The organism is Planktotalea sp., from assembly GCF_039984035.1.
Lineage (GTDB): Bacteria > Pseudomonadota > Alphaproteobacteria > Rhodobacterales > Rhodobacteraceae > Planktotalea.
This window is the reverse complement of the sequence record NZ_JBDWVM010000442.1, coordinates 1-17533: the sequence shown is the minus strand read 5'-3', so window position 1 is coordinate 17533 and position 17533 is coordinate 1. Positions and strand designations below refer to the sequence as shown.

The following is a 17533-nucleotide window of genomic DNA, read 5'->3' as shown; positions in this document are numbered from 1 at the left end:
GAGCAAGAACCGGCTGTCTGAATTGTTAACCAGATATTCCAGTTGCACCGCTGAATCAGTGGTGTAAACGCCTGAGCAAATGCCGCCAACGGATTGCACACCCATATCGGTATACATCCATTCTTTGCTGTCTTCGGACAGGATCGACACGACTTCTCCGCGTTTCAACCCGAGCGACACCAGTCCAAGGCCTAGATGTTTGGCGCGTGTGAAGTAGTCGTTCCAAGAATGGGATCGCCAGATACCGAATGTTTTCTCGCGGTGCGCGGTGCGGTCGCCCAATGTTTGGCAGCGCAGCCGTAGCAGCTTTGGCGTCGTATCCATGCCATCAATGTAAAACGGCCCTTGGGATAGATCAGCATTGATCATGAGCCCATGTATTTGTTCCTGAGGGGGGAGTGTGTCTGTCATGATCAATCCCTATCGCCACGTCTTGCGTTGTTTCCAGCGGCGTTGCCCGCGCTGGTTTTCATCTTGGCTCACGCCGAGATAGAATTCTTGGATGTCTTTGGATGCTGCCAGAACATCAGCATTATCGTTCATAACAATGCGCCCCAGCTCCATCACATAGCCGTAATCTGCCGCATCAAGAGCGACCTTTGCGTTCTGTTCGACCAGCATCATCGTAACTTTTTGCTCTTTATTGAGCCGCACAATGATCTCGAAAATTTCTTGGGTCAGTAGTGGGGAAAGCCCGAGACTTGGTTCATCAAGCAACATCAACTTTGGCTGGGACATCAGCCCCCGTCCAATAGCGAGCATCTGTTGTTGCCCACCAGAAAGCGTACCCGCACGTTGCGCGCGGCGATCCTTGAGGATGGGGAAATAGGAATACACCATTTCCTCATCGACGGCGATGTTGCTGCGATCTTTGCGAGTGTAGGCACCCATCGCAATGTTCTCGGCGACGGTCATCAAAGGAAAAATCTCACGACCCTCTGGAACATGCACAATTCCGCGTCGCACAATTGCATCCGGTTCCATGGATTGGATATCTGTCCCTTCCATTTTGACGGAGCCTTTCTCAGGGTCCATCACACCAGAAATGGTTTTGAGAAGTGTCGTTTTTCCTGCGCCATTGGCGCCAAGGACCGTAACGATTTGGCCTTCATGGACTTTCAGTGAGACCCCGCGAATGGCCATAATCGGCCCGTAGTAGCTTTCGAGGTTGTCGATTTGTAAAACGACTTTTGGTGACGTGGCATCCGTACTCATGCGCGCGATGTCCCTGTTTTGGAGATTTCACCAGTGCCTAGATAGGCTTCGATCACGGCGGGATCTGATTGCACTTCGGCAGCTGTACCAGTGGCCAGTTCTTTGCCGTCCGAGAGCGCCATCACACGTCCTGACACGGCAGAAACCAAGCCCATGTCGTGCTCAACCATCATGACCGAAATGCCCATTTGGGTTTGAATATCTTCGATCCAGAAGGCCATGTCCTGTGTCTCTTCGACTGACAATCCTGAGGCAGGTTCATCCAAGAGCAGCAATTTCGGTTCAGACGCCAGCGCACGACCCAATTCGACAACCTTACGAACGCCATAAGGCAACCCGCCGATCATCTTGTCACGATACGCCTGCAGGTTCAGGAACTCGATCACTTCTTCTACAGCTTCACGATGCCGAAGCTCTTCGCGATACGTTTTGGGCGCAAAGAGTATGTTAGAGAGCATCCCCGTTTGACGGTGACGATGACGACCGACAAGCAGGTTTTGCAAGACTGTCGCCTGCTCAAAGAGCTCGATGTTCTGGAACGTGCGCGCAATGCCAAAGCTTGGCACCTGGTCTGCGTTGTGTTGCAACAAATCGTTGCCATCAAAGCGGATGCTTCCGTTTGCCGGATCGTAAAAGCGCGAAATCAGGTTGAAGACCGTTGATTTGCCTGCGCCGTTTGGCCCAACAAGCGCAAAGACTTCGCCTTGCTCAACCTTCAGCGACACGTTGTCGACGGCAACAAGCCCGCCAAAACGTAAGGTGACGTTTTCGATTTCAAGCAGGCTCATTGGACACGATCCGTTTTAAGATAGGATTTCTGACGCTTGAACATGTCCTTGCGATAGAACGGGAACAATTCAAAATAGGTCCGGATTTTGAGCCATCTGCCGTAAAGACCCATGGGTTCAAACAGGATGAAGCAAATCAGGATAAAGGCGAATAGCGCGCTTTCTAAGCCGGGGACGTTTATGTTTACGTCAAAAGTCGTGGCGAGGAATGTGCGTCCATTTGCGATTGCGACGGGGATGATGCCGACGACGATCGCTCCGAAGAATGCACCGTGGATAAAACCAAGGCCACCGATAACGATCATTAGGAGCAAGGTAATCGACATCACAAGATCAAAGGTCTCGTTTGTCACATAGCCCGCCGAATGGCCGAACAACGCGCCTGCTAGTCCGGCGGCGGTAGCTGACAAAAAGAATGACATCGCTTTCGTGCGTGTCAGGTTAATGCCCATTGCCCGCGCTGAAATTTCACTGTCGCGTACAGCGGTAAAACTGCGTCCTGTCGGTGAGCGCAAAAGATTGCGATAGAACCAGACGAGCAAGATCGCGACAAATAATACCAGATAATAGAACTTGTAGGGTGTCGAGTATCGGTTGATTTCCATGCCAAAGATATTGATGTCTGGCACTGCAGCGCCAGCGATTCCGCCTGTCCACGGCTCTGCAATGACAACAAAGTCACTGGTCAAGATCGACATCGCGAGCGTTGCTAGGGCGAGATAAACACCATGTAGGCGCAAGACCGGCAATGCGATCATTGTTCCCAAGGCCCCAGCAATAAGGCCCGAAAGTGGAAACGCGATGAGCCAAGGGACGCCAGCGTTCAGAAAATTGATGTTGAGATAGCAGCCAAACGCCATGAACGTCGCATGGCCAAGGCTTGGCAATCCGGTATGACCTGTTAGCAGCATGAGACCCATGCCGGCAATCGCGAGGATCAGAATGCCAGTGATCTCACCAAGCAGATAAGCATCTCCTATCGCTACAAAGTAAAGCGGGGTCGCAAGGACCAGCAACAAGAGCAGGCTATACCAGACCGCTTGAGCACGGTGTTTAAACAGCGAGATATCTGCGTCGTAAGAGGTTTTGAAAACAAAGCGCATCCTTAAACCTTCTTTCGTTGTGTCTGTGAGAAGATACCGCCGGGACGGAAGATCAAGATCAGCAGCAAGATAGCGTATGGTGCGATTTGACTTACGCCGGGTGGGCCGTAGCGTGATGCTAGGGGTTCAACCAAGCCAATGATCAATCCCCCCAAGAGCGCCCCGGGAAGTGAGCCGAAGCCGCCAATTGCCGCCGCGGCAAAGGCCTTGATGCCCAAAAGTCCAGTTGAGGGGTCAATCGCACCTTTGGATGCAAACAAAATACCCGCAACAGCCGCGACCATTCCTGACAATCCCCAGACAAGGCTATGAATGCGTTTGACGGGGATGCCCATGTAGTAGGCCGCCAGTTGGTTTTGCGATGCGGCTTGCATCGCCAATCCGATCCGCGTGCGTGAGAAAAACAGGAAGAAGATTAGTGTCAGGATTGCCGTTACCACGACGACCAAAACTTCATCGATACCGAGCACCAATCCGCCAGACCGAATGTCCTGACCTGCGAATGGTGTTTCAAGCGACGTAGGCTCATGGCTCCAAGTCGCGCCAGCAAAGAAGCGAATGATAAAGCCCATCGCGATGGTCAGAATAACAATCGATGTTTGGGACTGGCCAAACATGTGGCGTAAGATGCCCCAGTTAAAGAGATAACCCAAACCGCCCATCACAATGATAGACAGCGGCACCGCGAGCCAAAAATTCAGCCCCATGTACTCATGATTGGTAAACCCGATGCACACGAATGCGCCCAGCATCATGAAATCACCTTGAGCGAAGTTCACGGCTTCAGTAGCTTTGTAAATCAGCACGAAGCCCAAAGCGATCAATCCGTAGACACAGCCATTGGCCAGCCCACTGATGATGAGTTGTAGAAAATCCACGGTGCTCCTCCCAAAGACCATTTGGAGCAAACCTCTCAGTCAACTTCGAAAGTTGCAATCATTCTTCTTCTTAGTTTCGTAACGTTAGTTTTCGTTTTTTCGTAGCGTCAAAAGTCATTCGCGGCTCTACATTGACCCAAGATCGTGCTGGGGCCGCGGGCTCAGGCTAGGTTCACGCGGTTTGGTGCATCTGTTGCAGATACGCCTTCGCTGATTCTAGATGCAAAATTTGGATGTGAGGCCCAAATCTGAGGGCAACTCGGACAGCCGTGAAGTCTGTCGCTGCATTTCAATATTGACGTCTCTTGCGGTGTGCTTTTGCCGAAATCGGATCAAGTATGAGCGACGCCTTCGGTGTCTCTTACTTCTGCAATTGTCGTTGCAGCCAGTCTTTCAATCAAGTTGAGCTCAATTTCTTCCAAGACGGAGCTGACTTTTCTTTGCAAAACATGCTCGACCGAACAGGAGGGGACTTGTTCAGTTGCGCCTGTCGCGACCAGGCTTTCATCAAGCGCCAGATAAACATCGGCCAACGTGATCTGCTCGGGCGCGCGAGCTAAACGCCATCCGCCGGCATGACCTTTCTCAGATGTGAGCAAGCCCGCTTCACGCAGCTTTCCTAAAACGCGTCTTACAACAACCGGATTGGTTCCGGCGTGCTCTGCAATATCTGCCGAAGTGCGCGTTCGTTCAGGATCGCCGGCCATATGGCCGAGCGTGTGAAGGGCGAGCGACAGGCGAGAATTGCGTTTCATCGGCGGGTTTTCTCCAACTTGAGCTGGTCATGTAACTTTTGTGGTTGCGATTGTCTAGTAACTGAATAAGTTACCTGACTTGAAGAGTAACGAATGGAAACGAGCATGTCAGATAAACGCCTTCCCGTCACCGTCCTTTCCGGATTTCTCGGCGCCGGAAAAACAACACTCTTGAACCGTGTTCTGAATAATCGCGATGGTCGCCGCGTCGCGGTGATCGTCAATGATATGTCGGAGGTTAACATCGATGCAGATCTCGTCAGGGCGGATACAGAGTTAAGCCGCACAGATGAGACTTTGGTCGAGATGTCCAATGGCTGCATCTGTTGCACGTTGCGGGATGATTTGCTGACCGAGGTCAGACGATTGGCGTCAGAAGGTCGTTTTGATTACCTTTTGATTGAATCTACGGGCATTTCTGAACCGCTACCGGTGGCTGCAACCTTCGATTTCCGCGACGAATTTGGCGAAAGCCTCGCTGATGTGTCGCGGCTAGATACTATGGTAACTGTCGTTGATGCCGTGAACCTATTGAACGACTTTTCGAGCCATGACTTCTTGCGGGATCGTGGCGAGACAATGGGCGAAGAAGATGAGCGAACCTTGGTTCACCTGCTCAAGGATCAGATCGAATTCGCTGATGTCGTGGTTCTCAACAAGGTGTCTGATGCTGGCTCCGGACGTGTTGATGCAGCACGCAAGATCATTCGCAGCCTGAATGCCGATGCAAAGATCATAGAAACCGATCGTTCTGAGGTTGCTGCGGATGCGATTCTTGATACCGGCTTGTTTGACTTTGAGCGGGCGCATGAGCATCCGATGTGGGCAAAAGAGCTCTACGGGTTTGCGGATCACACACCTGAAACAGAAGAATATGGCGTCGCTTCTTATGTGTATCGCGCGAGGCAGCCGTTCATTCCCGAAAAGATTTTAAAGGTCTTGAATGGTGATTTGCCCGGCGTCATTCGCGCCAAGGGTCACTTTTGGATCTCAACCCGACCTGACTGGGTGGCTGAGTTTTCACTTGCTGGATCACTGTCCAATATTGCTCCGCTCGGTACGTGGTGGGCAACGATCCCCAAAGAACGCTGGCCAGAACACGACAGCGCACGCGCATATCTTGAACAACATTGGCAAGAGCCATGGGGAGATCGACGTCAGGAACTCGTCTTCATTGGCGCTGGGATAGATTGGAACGCTTTGTCGGCGCAATTGGATGCATGTCTTGTGCCCATATCGGTCGCTAAAAGTTTCGAAAACATGCCCGATTATTTGGATCCATTTCCCGTTTGGCGACGCGCTGAGGCGGCGGCATGAGCACGGCAAACCTTATAAAGAGTGGCGAAATACTCAACGTTACTTTCGGGACGCAGGCGAACCAAAGGATGCCCAATGAATAAGAACCTTGGAAATACAAGTTTGCGCCGAAAGCGCAGGGCTGGCGATCCAATGCATGTCTATGACACGCTTCCAACACCGTTGCGTCAATGGTTGTCGCAAGCGGCTTTGCCTTGGTCGCCCGCATCTGCACGCAAGATCTGGGCACGTGCACAGGCAAAGGGCTTAGTCACAGATACAGCGCTCGCCGTGTTGAAACGTGCCGAGATCAATACGCTTGCTCGCGATAAATGTTCGATCAATGAACATTTAGATTCTGCGCTTTAAAGCTCATCGATGTGGTCCTAGGTCCGACAGACGTGTCGATCTAACTACTTTATGTTGTTGTTTTCTGGCCAAATTCCCGCAGTTTGCGATTAGGCAATTACTCGGCAGGAAGTAGACCGAGCCGAGGCTCCGTCAGTGATGTCACCGCAAGACGCCCGTCTGGAAGCGTTACAGCGCCCGTTGTTAGGGCATATTCGCCTGCAGGATCTTGGAGGGTTTCGACGACGTTGCCAGATGCGTCCATACGAAGGATGAAGCCATAGCGCGTCGGAGCTGGTTTCATCGCATCCGGCAAACGCATGATGATCCGTCGCATGAACGGGGCATCAGACAGGTTGTCCATGATTGCATTTCTCGGGCTGACGAGCCCAACCCAAAACGTGCCGTCAGGGCCGTTGTTAATATTGTCTGGAAATCCCGGTAAATTGTCCAAGACAACCTGTCCTTGGCTACCATCTAGCGGAAAGCGCCAGACGCGATAATTGCCGGTCTCCACGACAAATGCCGCATCGCTGGTCTCATTTATAGCAACGCCATTGGCGAAATTTAGGCCATCAGCAAAAACGGTGGTTTTCTGGGTCGCTGGATCATACTTCAGAATGCGCCCGTTTGAGGAATGTTCAACAAGGTCCAAGACAGAGGCCGTCAATGTACCACCATTAGCTTTGGCCCCAAATCGGGTTGATGCATCGGAGAAATAGACTGCACCGTCCGAGGCAATATCCACATCGTCTGCGTAGAGAATAGGGCTGCCATCTTCGGTTTTGTCGCTGAGCAATGTGACCTGACCGTTTTGATCTATGGCCAGCAACCCACGATACGCATCTGCAACATAAAGCGTGCCATCATCCGCAAATTCGATGCCAAGCGGACGTCCATCGGTTTGCGCAAATGTCGTAACTGTGCCGTCATCTGCAATGCGCATAATTTCGCCGTCATGGGACGCTAAGTAGATTTTACCATCGGCTCCGACATCCGCATCCTCAGGTCCGACTCGCCCGTTGATGTCAATGAATTCAAGTGCTCCCAAACGATCGTTAGCTGCGAATGCGCCAGTATAGCCTACGTCTTTTGGTGCTTCCCATGCGACAGGGCGGACGGATACGGGCCAAAGAACAAGATAAGCTGCCAAACAAACGACGGCCAAACCCAAAAGTTTCAAAATTTTCTTCACGTCGCTGCCTCCCGCGTTGAGACCCTTGTAGGACAACCTTGAGGCGATGTTTAGCTGGAATTAACCATATTTGAATCCCGAGCTCAGGCATTACAGTTGTAAAAGCGGGCATTGTCGCAGCAGAGAAGCCACAGAGTGACGAAACTCTGGAGGCGTTTTGCGAAATCAGTATGATTAGACTGTATCTGGGTATAGGCCCAACAGTATATTTAAGTTGAGGGCATTTGAGCGTGCGTAAAATTTTTGCTGGTTTGATCCTATCTGCGATCCCTGCGCTTGGAATGGCGCAATCGCACACGACCTTCGGAACGCCCGGTTTGGTGGAAATGCCGTCGGCTGAAAGCGCGCCGGACGGTGAAATTGGGACCACAGTTTCCTATTTCGCTGGCGGGTTGCGCACTACGTTGTCCTTTCAAATTACACCACGTTTATCGGGTAGTTTTCGCTACGCCACGATCGAGCGCGTGTTCAATGGCGCGCCACTGTATGACCGCTCATTTGATTTGCGCTATCGTATCCTCGATGAAGGCAGGTATCTGCCTGCGGTCGCGGTCGGTTTTCAGGATATCATCGGAACCGGCATTTATGCGGGCGAATATGTCGTTGCAACGAAGCATCTGACGCCTCAACTGGCTTTTTCTGGTGGCATCGGCTGGGGGCGCTTTGGGTCGTTTAACGGGTTTAGCAACCCGCTTGGCGTGCTCGACAGTGGCTTCAACACGCGTCCTGATGGTTTTACTGGCACGGGCGGTATCGTGGAAGCTGGGCGATGGTTTCGCGGCGATGCTGCATTCTTTGGTGGCGTCTCATGGAAAGCGACACCAAAGCTTACACTAAAAGCAGAATATTCGTCCGACGCCTACACGCGCGAAATCGGAAGCGCTCTGTTTCAGCGCAAATCACCATATAACTTTGGCATCGACTATGAGCTTACCAAAGGCGTGAACCTGCAAGGCTTTTACCTCTATGGATCGGAAGTTGGGGCGGCGGTCACATTTAAGTTGAACCCGAAAGAGCCGAACATTGTTGGTGGGTTGGACAAAGCTCCACAGCCAGTCCGCGTTCGTGTGCCGTCCAACGCTGCTGATCTTGGATGGACGAACCTTCCAAACGCAGCGGCCAATATTCGCAAAGCGACCAGTACGATGATGGAGCGCGATGGACTTGTTCTTGAAGCGATGTCTATCAAATCAACAACGGCGACAGTGCGTGTGCGTAACGGTCGCTATACTGCTAGCGCGCAGGCGGTTGGCCGGACTGCGCGTATTTTGACGCAAGTTCTGCCAGACTCTGTAGAGACGTTCAAAATCGTCCCCGTTGCGCGTGGCATTGCATTGTCACAAGTCACGTTGAAGCGCACCGATTTGGAACTGCTCGAGCATGATGTGAACCAAAGCAAACTGTCCTACCAGAGGGCTAATATCTCGGATGCCGCTGCTCGCGATAGTGACTTGGTGTTTAGCAAAGGTTTGTATCCCCGTTTTCGTTGGAACATCGGGCCTTATCTGAGCACGAGCTACTTTGATCCAGATAGCCCGATCCGTGCCGAAGTCGGTTTGGAAGCGTCAGCGTCTTATAATTTCAGCCCTGGTTTGGTGCTTTCTGGAACGGTGCGCCAACGCGCAGTTGGTAACAAGCATACGGCGACACGGGTTTCTGACAGCACGATTAGACGTGTTCGTTCTGATGGGAACATCTACGAACGCGAAGGCAGCCCTGCGATCACGGAACTGACGCTTGGGTATCACTTCCGACCAGGTAAGAACCTCTATGGTCGTGTGACACTCGGGTATTTGGAACGGATGTATGGCGGTATTTCTAGTGAATTGCTCTGGAAACCGGTTGATAGTCCGTTCGCATTGGGCGCTGAAATCAACTACCTCAAGCAGCGAGATTTCAATCAGCTCTTTGGTTTCCGCGACTATGAAGTGTTGACCGGACATCTGACTGCCTATTGGAATATGGGTAATGGTTTCCACAGCGAAGCGAGCGTTGGGCGTTACCTTGGAGGCGACGTTGGCGGTACGCTAAAGCTGGAACGGGTGTTTAAAAACGGATGGCGTGTCGGTGCTTATGCCACACTGACGGACACGGATTTTGACGATTTTGGCGAAGGCTCATTCGATAAGGGGCTGGTTTTCACAGTGCCGCTGGACAGCTTTGTTGGCACGCCTCAGCGCAAAGTATTCAGCACCGTCCTGCAACCACTGTCTCGTGATGGCGGGGCGCGCGTGAAAGTTAAAGGACGTCTATATGAGACGATTCGCTCGAACCATAATCCCGAACTTGTAGATAGCTGGGGGAGGTTCTGGAGATGATACGTTTACCATTCATCCTTTTGCTTAGCATTGGTTTGACGCTCGCGGCCTGTGGTTCAGAAAGAAATTCGCTGCCGGGATTGGCCTTTGGTTCTATTAAGAATGTTTTTTCAAGGAACAAACAGCCACCGCTAACAACCGCAGTTTTACGGTCGAGATTGACACCAGAGGTGCGCGCGCAAATTGGATTGCCGGTGTTGATCGTCGAACTGCCAAAGCAAAAGATCGCCGCGGTTGTTATCTATAACACTGAAAACCGCGGTCATATTACATGGGTGGCGCCAGACGGTGTCGCGATTTACACCAAGAGTGGCTTTGTCACAGGATCGCGCGGTGTGGGCTACGATCTGATGAGTTCTTTTGTCGATGCGTCTTTGGCTATTGTGACGGGATCTGGAACAGGGCAAGCAACACGCGTTCAGACCTATCTGGATGGCGAGAACCAACAGGTCGTGGTGCGCCTAGACTGTCATTACACGCGCGATGGAGCGAGTGTCTATGAATCCTGCAAGGCGGGCGACCTCGCGGTTGAAAATCAGTATTGGCTCAATAAAGAGGGTGAGGTTCAGTCATCGCGTCAATGGGCGGGTGAGCGAAACGGCTACATGCTGATCGAGTCTCCCATTTTTGCTGACTAGCGCGTGCTATTTCCGCTGGAATTGTATGTGATCCCAAGGGCGCGAGTTGTCAGTTACTTTGGGGCAAGCGAAGGGGCTATCAGAAGGCCAATTGATTCGGTCAGCCCGAGATTTCTTTGTAGCAAGCGCAAATTTGGGGCAAGGTACCGTCAATTTCTGGTGAATGTGGCTAATTTTCGCGCATATAAGGAGCACATTGTGGACTCTGCTCGTAAAATGCTCATAAGTGTCCGTACATATTTTAAGATTAGATTTTAGAGCTTATTACCTTTTTTTGTCCTTGGAGGCGTTTTACGTGAGCATTCAGCGGTTCAATACGAATTTTGTGATTTCTGGCGAGGTTGTTCGCCCGTCCACAGCGTTTCTTGCGTCGAAACGTGTTTTCGACGTCGTTATGTCGATCATTTTGCTTCCCTTACTTGCCCTTTTTGCCGTTGTTCTGTCATTCAACCGGGTTTTTGACTCGGGCAGCTTGATTTACTCACAGGATCGCGTTGGTGAGAAAGGTCGGATTTTCCGAATTTACAAGTTCCGCACGATGAAGTGTCAGGGTGCAGAATGTGTCGCGAAATTTGCAACCGAAGAAGAAAGCCGCATCAGCCCACTTGGTCGTTTCTTGCGGTCGACCCGTATCGATGAACTGCCGCAGATTATCAATGTTCTTAAAGGTGAGATGTCACTTGTAGGGCCGCGTCCTGAGCAGGTCAGTTTCTACCGCATGTTTGAGCATTCAATTCCTGGCTATGCCCGTCGGCAAGTCGTCCGCCCTGGCATCACTGGGCTAGCACAGCTGAAGTACGGCTATACATCGGACGAAGCGGGAACGACACGTAAGTTGAAATGGGATCTCACCTACATCAACAAGCAAGGCTTCCGCTTGGAAGCTTCCATCATCGTACAAACCTGCTTCTTTGTGCTTGGGCGGCTTCTGCGTCTTCCAATCCATTCTTATCTCTAAGTCCTTATTGCCCTTGAGCGTTGTCAAAATTGGCTGACGTGCATTTATGTCCTATGTAGGGCGCCGTTCATACGGCGCTTTTTTTGTGCCTGCGCAAAAGTTGTAGGTTGGAACGGCTTCGCGATTTTTGAGCTTACTGGAGTTGATTCTATTTGTGCGGATCTTTTGGGGTCGTGATGATCTGATAATTGGTAGATTCAGCGGCGCGCTTAGCGAAAATTCGCCGAGTGCCAAAATTGTTTGCAGGTCCGCCTAGAAATCATGCCTAGAAAACGACGAGACGCGTCAGGAATTTTCTGTTCTTTTCATCTTTTACGGGTGTTCACAAGGGAAGTATGGAAATAGAAATTTGAAAAAATCTATTAATTTTCATATACTTAAATGATGAATTTTCAAATTTTTGAATGCGAGCAGTCAGCGCCAGCTTTATCAAGCGATCCTAATTTGCTAGGGTGTTTTGGGACACTGTGTATCACGCGCTTCACTTGACAGGTTTTGGCGAATATGCGACCTGTTTTCTCAGGAAAAGGTGGGATATACTCGTCTCTAGGACGGTTTGCCGTCTAAAGTAACTCAAATTGGTTGGAGAAATCTTATGAAACGTATTACAGCACTTTCCGCTGCTGCAGCTCTTGCACTCGCAGTCGCACCAGTAGCAAATGCACAAATCCTCGCACCAGCAGCTGGCGCAGCAGGCGGCGGCGCAGCAGCAGTTGGCGCTGGCCTTGGTACTCTTACTGGAGTTGGTACAGCTCTTGGTGTTGTTGGTGCGACAGCGGTTGTAACGATCGTTGCGACTCAAGAAGACGCGTCACCGAGCACAAACTAAGCTCTTTTCCACATCATTGTGGACTTGACGGAAAAGGTCGGCGCAAGCCGACCTTTTTTTGTTTCTAGAATATATGATGTCGGTGCTCTCGCTTGTCGGACTACCGGATGAGCAAAGAAAAGGGCGGCTCAGTATTGAGCCGCCCTTTCAAATTTACTTTTCGCTGAAGAAACTTAAGTCGCTGCGATTAGACCCATGCTCTCAAGTTTCAGAAGCACTTGATGCGCGCAGTTGTCGACGTCGACGTTGGTTGTCTCGACGCTGAGCTCTGGGTTTTCAGGGACGTCGTAAGGATCAGAGATACCTGTGAATTCCTTGATCTTGCCTTCGCGAGCGAGCTTGTAGAGGCCTTTACGGTCACGCTTTTCGCACTCTTCGATAGATGTTGCGACGTGAACTTCAACGAATGCACCAAAGGCCTCAATGTCTTCGCGTACAGCGCGACGCGTCGTTGCATATGGTGCGATTGGCGCACAGATCGCGATGCCACCATTCTTGGTGATTTCAGACGCGACATAGCCGATGCGGCGGATGTTCAAGTCACGGTGCTCTTTAGAGAAGCCGAGCTCTGAAGACAGGTTCTTACGAACGATGTCACCATCCAGAAGCGTCACAGGTCGACCGCCCATTTCCATCAGCTTTACCATCAAGGCGTTCGCGATGGTGGATTTACCTGAACCAGAGAAGCCCGTGAAGAAGACTGTGAAGCCCTGCTTCGCGCGTGGTGGTTTGGTGCGGCGCAGTTCTTTCACAACTTCAGGGAAAGAGAACCACTCAGGGATCTCAAGGCCTTCCGCCAAACGACGACGCAATTCTGTGCCAGAGATGTTGAGGATTGTGACGTCGTCTTTATCTTCGATTTCATCCATCGCTTCGTACTGCGCGCGCTCGGAAACCCAAACCATGTGTTTGAAGTCGACCATTTCACAGCCGATTTCAGATTGGTTCGCACGGTAAAGTTCTTGGGCGTCATATGGGCCGTAGAAATCTTCACCTTGTGAGTTGCTGCCTGGGCCAGCGTGATCACGACCAACGATGAAGTGCGTGCAGCCGTGGTTTGCGCGGATCAGGCCGTGCCATACAGCTTCACGTGGACCGGCCATACGCATTGCGAGGTTCAGCAGGGACATCGTTGTTGTGGACTGTGGGTACTTGTCCAGAACCGCCTCATAGCAGCGTACGCGTGTGAAGTGATCAACATCGCCCGGCTTTGTAAGGCCGACAACAGGGTGGATCAAAAGGTTCGCTTGCGCTTCTTTCGCAGCGCGGAACGTCAGTTCCTGGTGCGCGCGGTGCAACGGGTTACGTGTTTGGAACGCAACAACTTTGCGCCAGCCCATTTTGCGGAAGTAAGCACGCTTTTCATTTGGCGTGTCACGACGTGCGCGGAAGTCATAGTGTACCGGCTGTTGGATGCCCGTTACAGGACCACCGAGGTAGATTTTGCCAGCTGTGTTGTGCAGGTAGTTGACCGCAGGGTGTGCATCGTCGTCAGCGCCAAACACTTTTTCCGCTTCAACGGACTTGTTTGGCTCCCAGCGGTCTGTGACCGTCATTGTGCCCAGAATAACGCCTTCTTGATCGCGCAGAGCGATGTCTTGACCGAGCTCGAGGGACGCTGCGAATTCTTCTGACACGTCGAGGGTGATTGGCATTGGCCAGAGTGTACCATCGGCGAGGCGCATGTTTTCAACAACGCCATCATAATCTTCTTCAGTCAAGAAGCCTTTGAGTGGGTTGAAGCCACCGTTCATCAGCAATTCAAGATCGCAGATCTGACGCGGTGTTAGATCGTGTGATGTGAGTTCAGTCGCTTCGAGCTTGAGCTTTTCAGCTGAATCGTAGCTGACATAGAGCTCTGGGATTGGGGCGAGATTGTTTTGCATGAGTTTCGTCCTGTGTTTGAATGGTTCTAATCCGCTCGTCGTGCCTGTTAGTTCGGCGTGTAGAGCGTCATATTCTGCAAATTTTCGAGTTAGAAATTGATCGGTTAGACGCGTTTTTTCAGCGGCGCCCTTCAAAGTGATTTCGTATGAAAAGCGTTGACGCTTGTCGGGACCATCGCGGTCACTCACTTTAATAAAGCCGGCGTCGGCCGTCGATCTGAGCAATGCATTGAGTCGACCCAAGGAAATGCCAATCGCTTGCGCAGTCACGCGCTGGGACGCCTCGGGGGCAATTTCCAGCTGTCGAAGCAGGCGGAACAATTGGTCCTCCTGTTCAGTTGTGATTTTGGCGGGCGACATAGCCATCGGAGGCGACTCATTGTTTGTTCAGGCGTGAACATAGGGATAAAGTTTGTTCATGCAAGAACAAACTTTGAGCGACAGGCGATTTGTGGCGCGATTGTTGTCATAGGAGAAAGCCTAGGTGCTGCAAATTACCTCAGCAAGAAGCGAGCTAGGCAAAGAGTACTGATTTTCATTTGCCAATTGAGTGACTGCAGGCGGCCGAAGCTGCCCAATTCGGCATTCCGGCATCGCCTTCGACAGTACGATCTGCGCTAGGTTTTTGGCTCTGGCGTCAGACAATGTTGGGAGAGGAGGGCACCAACGCGCACTGTGACGATTACCGCAGGAAATCACGCCACCATTGGGCGCAACGACATATTCGTAGTCGCTATCTGCCATCGCCTCCTTTAGAGCCTCGATCGCCTCTCGTTTGTGTGTACGAATGGCAGGCCGCCCAAACAGGTTGTCGATATCTTCTTCTTGGACTGCTCGGTAGCCTAATGCACGATGTATCTGGCGGGCTTTCTGAGGTGACCAATTAAACACGAAATAGAAGGTGTTCGGAATTTCGTATTTAGGCAAAGCAACAACGTTGCTGGCAGTCACGCGATACTCAGAAATGTCGGCAGTGAAGCGAGAGTTCCCGCCATTGATCCGAAGGCCAGAGAAGGGGCCGTGATCGAGGCTACAGCCAACCAATGTTCCTAAGAACAGAGCGGAGATCGCGATTTTTAAGTACATTTGTTTCACCAACACACTCTACCCTATTTCAAGATAGAAGCTTTGAGGGGTAGTACTAGGTCACGAATTCCGTGCCCCCTCAAAGCCGTGTCGGTTATTATCGACGCGATTAATCTTCGTCTTGCTCAGCAAGCCAGCGCTCCGCTTCCAAAGCGGCCATACATCCCATTCCGGCGGAAGTGACCGCTTGGCGATATTTATGGTCGGTCAAATCGCCTGCTGCAAAAACGCCGGGAATGGACGTCGCTGTGCTGTCTGGTTGCGTAACGACATAGCCGCCCATGTGGGTTTCCAGCGTGTCTTTTACGAGCTCGTTCGCAGGTGCATGGCCGATTGCAATAAACACACCTTTACAAGGCAAGTCAGTGATTTCGCCGGTTTTCGTGTGCTTTACTTTCACGCCCTCAACGCCGAGCGGTTGGTCCGTTCCGTAGATTTCTTCGATCTCATGGAACCAAAGTGGCTCGATCTTTGGATTTTTCATCAGGCGATCTTCGAGAATTTTTTCCGAACGCAGTTCGTCGCGACGGTGAACGAGCGTCACTTTAGAAGCGAAGTTGGTCAGGAACAGTGCTTCTTCAACAGCGGTATTTCCGCCACCTACAACGACGATCTCTTGGTTGCGGTAGAAGAAGCCGTCACATGTGGCGCAGGCAGATACGCCAAAGCCTTTGAATTTTTCTTCGGAAGGCAGACCAAGCCATTTTGCGCGCGCACCCGTTGCGAGGATGACCGCATCGCATGTGTATAGGGTTCCGCTATCACCCTTGGCTTTGAAGGGGCGTTCAGACAGATCAAGGTCACTGATAATGTCACCCACAACTTCACAGCCCATGGCTTTGGCGTGGGCTTCCATGCGTACCATGAGGTCGGGGCCTTGAACTTCGGTATCACCCGGCCAGTTTTCGACTTCGGTCGTGGTCGTGAGCTGCCCACCTGGTTCGATGCCTTGAACCAAAAGCGGATTAAGCATTGCACGGCTGGCATAAACACCAGCGGTATATCCAGATGGACCGGATCCGATAATCAGAACTTTGGTGTGACGCGTTTCGGCCATGATGTGGTTGCCCTTCGTTGATTTCGGATCGGTATAGCGGGGAATCGGGGGCGCTAAAAGTGCGAAGCGCATGGTTCACGCATTTGCGACTGGGGGCGCTATTATTTTCGCATAGCATAAATTTCTTGCGCGGTTTCGAAACATTATTGCGCAGCCGTGGTCAAATGTATTACATTGGAAAAGAACATTTTTTAGGGGACTTACATGGCCGGAACGCGCCTTGATCCGATAGATCGAAAAATTCTAGCGGAGCTCCAAGCCGACGGTCGCATGACCAATGTTGAGCTCGCGAAACGCGTTGGTATCTCTGCGCCGCCTTGTTTGCGCCGTGTGCGTACCTTGGAAGAATCGGGTTTTATCAAAGGCTATCATGCGGAAGTGGATTCCCGAGAGCTTGGCTTTGAAGTGCAAGTTTTTGCGATGGTTGGCCTGCAAAGTCAGGCAGAATCCGATCTGAGCGCTTTTGAAGATCAATGCCGTTCGTGGCCGTTAGTGCGCGAATGCCATATGTTGAATGGCGAGGTTGATTTTATTCTGAAGTGCGTCGCGCCTGATCTGAGCACGTTCCAACAGTTCCTGACCTCTGGTCTGTTAACGACGGACAATGTGGCCAGTGTGAAAACGTCGCTCGTCATTCGCGGTGCCAAGGATGAACCAGGGGTTCCATTTGACGTGCTTGAAGATCGGCTGAGCCAAAGCGAATAAGCTAACCCGCTATCGAAGAATGTTGTTTGAGGGTAGTGACTTAGGTCAAGCTGTCCAGCGTGTCTTTCGACATGCGCAGATAGGCTAAGCTACCAAAATCTGCAAAGCTTTCAACATCTGGAAACAACGACAAAAAGAGCGCTCGCATGTTTTCACCGAGCAAGTCTTCTACGCCTTTGCCCGGGTGATAGGTCTCGACGGGGCGTCCATTGGCGTAAATGGCGGCGTGGTTCGGAAGGCGAACATGAAAGAGTCTTACAGGGCTGGGCGGTGTGACCATGAAAGCTGTATAGCCATCTTCAAGATCGCGCACGGGAGTTAGGACTGAACTTACACCGATCAGCTGCTGTAGCGCCGGCCGTGATTGCAACAAGCGTGCGTTCGCGCCGAGCATCAGATCACCAAGGGCGCCAGACTTGGAATATCCATCTGCGATGAGGCGGATCAAACCAGTAAGGGATGAGTCTGGGATAATTTG

The 17533-nt window shown here is 51.5% G+C and carries 18 protein-coding genes; 7 read left to right on the top strand and 11 right to left on the bottom strand.

The genetic code is table 11. From position 1 onward, the window contains the following. The 6 genes from ABJQ89_RS19705 to ABJQ89_RS19680 all read right to left on the bottom strand — a co-directional run. The coding region (locus tag ABJQ89_RS19705; RefSeq protein WP_348497860.1) for an AMP-binding protein at positions 1-411 on the bottom strand (411 nt) is incomplete at its 3' end. 9 nt (positions 412-420) lie between these two features. Next, the gene (locus ABJQ89_RS19700) at positions 421-1215 is read right to left on the bottom strand and encodes an ABC transporter ATP-binding protein (protein ID WP_348497859.1); all 795 of its coding nucleotides are present in this window, start codon (positions 1213-1215) and stop codon (positions 421-423) included. Beyond that, positions 1212-2003, bottom strand: coding sequence for an ABC transporter ATP-binding protein (locus ABJQ89_RS19695; protein WP_348497858.1), 792 nt, complete (start codon positions 2001-2003; stop codon positions 1212-1214). The genes ABJQ89_RS19700 and ABJQ89_RS19695 overlap by 4 nt, the downstream gene beginning before the upstream one ends. Further along, a complete protein-coding gene (locus tag ABJQ89_RS19690; protein WP_348497857.1) occupies positions 2000-3106 on the bottom strand; it encodes a branched-chain amino acid ABC transporter permease in 1107 nt (368 codons plus the stop codon). Before ABJQ89_RS19690 ends, ABJQ89_RS19695 begins: the two co-directional genes overlap by 4 nt. A gap of 2 nt (positions 3107-3108) precedes the next feature. Beyond that, complete coding sequence (locus tag ABJQ89_RS19685) at positions 3109-3984, bottom strand: branched-chain amino acid ABC transporter permease (protein ID WP_348497856.1); 876 nt, start codon at positions 3982-3984, stop codon at positions 3109-3111. 332 nt (positions 3985-4316) lie between these two features. Beyond that, complete coding sequence (locus tag ABJQ89_RS19680; RefSeq protein WP_348497855.1) at positions 4317-4739, bottom strand: Rrf2 family transcriptional regulator; 423 nt, start codon at positions 4737-4739, stop codon at positions 4317-4319. A 105-nt stretch (positions 4740-4844) separates the two neighbouring features. On the opposite strand from ABJQ89_RS19680, the gene ABJQ89_RS19675 reads away from it, so the two are divergent. Together ABJQ89_RS19675 and ABJQ89_RS19670 are read left to right on the top strand one after the other, a co-directional pair. Next, the gene (locus ABJQ89_RS19675) at positions 4845-6056 is read left to right on the top strand and encodes a GTP-binding protein (RefSeq protein WP_348497854.1); all 1212 of its coding nucleotides are present in this window, start codon (positions 4845-4847) and stop codon (positions 6054-6056) included. A 75-nt stretch (positions 6057-6131) separates the two neighbouring features. Beyond that, positions 6132-6404, top strand: coding sequence for a DUF6525 family protein (locus ABJQ89_RS19670; RefSeq protein WP_348497853.1), 273 nt, complete (start codon positions 6132-6134; stop codon positions 6402-6404). A 97-nt stretch (positions 6405-6501) separates the two neighbouring features. Here ABJQ89_RS19670 and ABJQ89_RS19665 read toward each other — a convergent pair whose 3' ends face one another. Next, positions 6502-7578, bottom strand: coding sequence for an SMP-30/gluconolactonase/LRE family protein (locus tag ABJQ89_RS19665; RefSeq protein ID WP_348497852.1), 1077 nt, complete (start codon positions 7576-7578; stop codon positions 6502-6504). A 230-nt stretch (positions 7579-7808) separates the two neighbouring features. Between ABJQ89_RS19665 and ABJQ89_RS19660 the strand changes: the two genes are divergently transcribed. The 4 genes from ABJQ89_RS19660 (at position 7809) to ABJQ89_RS19645 (ending at position 12321) form a co-directional block, all read left to right on the top strand. Then, positions 7809-9896 carry a YjbH domain-containing protein gene (locus tag ABJQ89_RS19660; RefSeq protein ID WP_348497851.1) on the top strand — a complete coding sequence of 696 codons (2088 nt, stop codon included), beginning with the start codon at positions 7809-7811 and terminating at the stop codon, positions 9894-9896. Beyond that, positions 9893-10534 (top strand): YjbF family lipoprotein, encoded by a 642-nt coding sequence (locus ABJQ89_RS19655; protein WP_348497850.1) that lies wholly within the window; start codon positions 9893-9895, stop codon positions 10532-10534. Before ABJQ89_RS19660 ends, ABJQ89_RS19655 begins: the two co-directional genes overlap by 4 nt. 295 nt (positions 10535-10829) lie before the next feature. Next, positions 10830-11492 (top strand): sugar transferase, encoded by a 663-nt coding sequence (locus tag ABJQ89_RS19650; RefSeq protein WP_348497849.1) that lies wholly within the window; start codon positions 10830-10832, stop codon positions 11490-11492. A gap of 595 nt (positions 11493-12087) precedes the next feature. After that, positions 12088-12321, top strand: coding sequence for a hypothetical protein (locus ABJQ89_RS19645; protein ID WP_348497848.1), 234 nt, complete (start codon positions 12088-12090; stop codon positions 12319-12321). Between the two features lie 173 nt (positions 12322-12494). Here the strand turns inward: ABJQ89_RS19645 and ABJQ89_RS19640 are convergent, their stop codons facing one another. From ABJQ89_RS19640 to trxB, 3 genes are all read right to left on the bottom strand, one after another. Beyond that, entirely contained in the window at positions 12495-14573 is a 2079-nt protein-coding gene (locus ABJQ89_RS19640; RefSeq protein WP_348497847.1) for a bifunctional sulfate adenylyltransferase/adenylylsulfate kinase, read from the bottom strand. Positions 14574-14687: 114 nt separating this feature from the next. Beyond that, positions 14688-15293: a hypothetical protein gene (locus ABJQ89_RS19635; RefSeq protein ID WP_348497846.1), complete on the bottom strand. Its 606-nt coding sequence runs from the start codon at positions 15291-15293 to the stop codon at positions 14688-14690. Positions 15294-15402: 109 nt separating this feature from the next. Further along, on the bottom strand, positions 15403-16350 hold the full coding sequence (gene trxB / locus ABJQ89_RS19630; RefSeq protein WP_348497861.1) for a thioredoxin-disulfide reductase: 948 nt from the start codon (positions 16348-16350) through the stop codon (positions 15403-15405). A 204-nt stretch (positions 16351-16554) separates the two neighbouring features. Between trxB and ABJQ89_RS19625 the strand changes: the two genes are divergently transcribed. Next, positions 16555-17055: an Lrp/AsnC family transcriptional regulator gene (locus ABJQ89_RS19625; protein WP_348497845.1), complete on the top strand. Its 501-nt coding sequence runs from the start codon at positions 16555-16557 to the stop codon at positions 17053-17055. A gap of 40 nt (positions 17056-17095) precedes the next feature. Here the strand turns inward: ABJQ89_RS19625 and ABJQ89_RS19620 are convergent. Beyond that, positions 17096-17533, bottom strand: a 438-nt coding sequence (locus tag ABJQ89_RS19620) for a Hint domain-containing protein (protein WP_348497844.1), incomplete at its 5' end; no start/stop codon positions are given.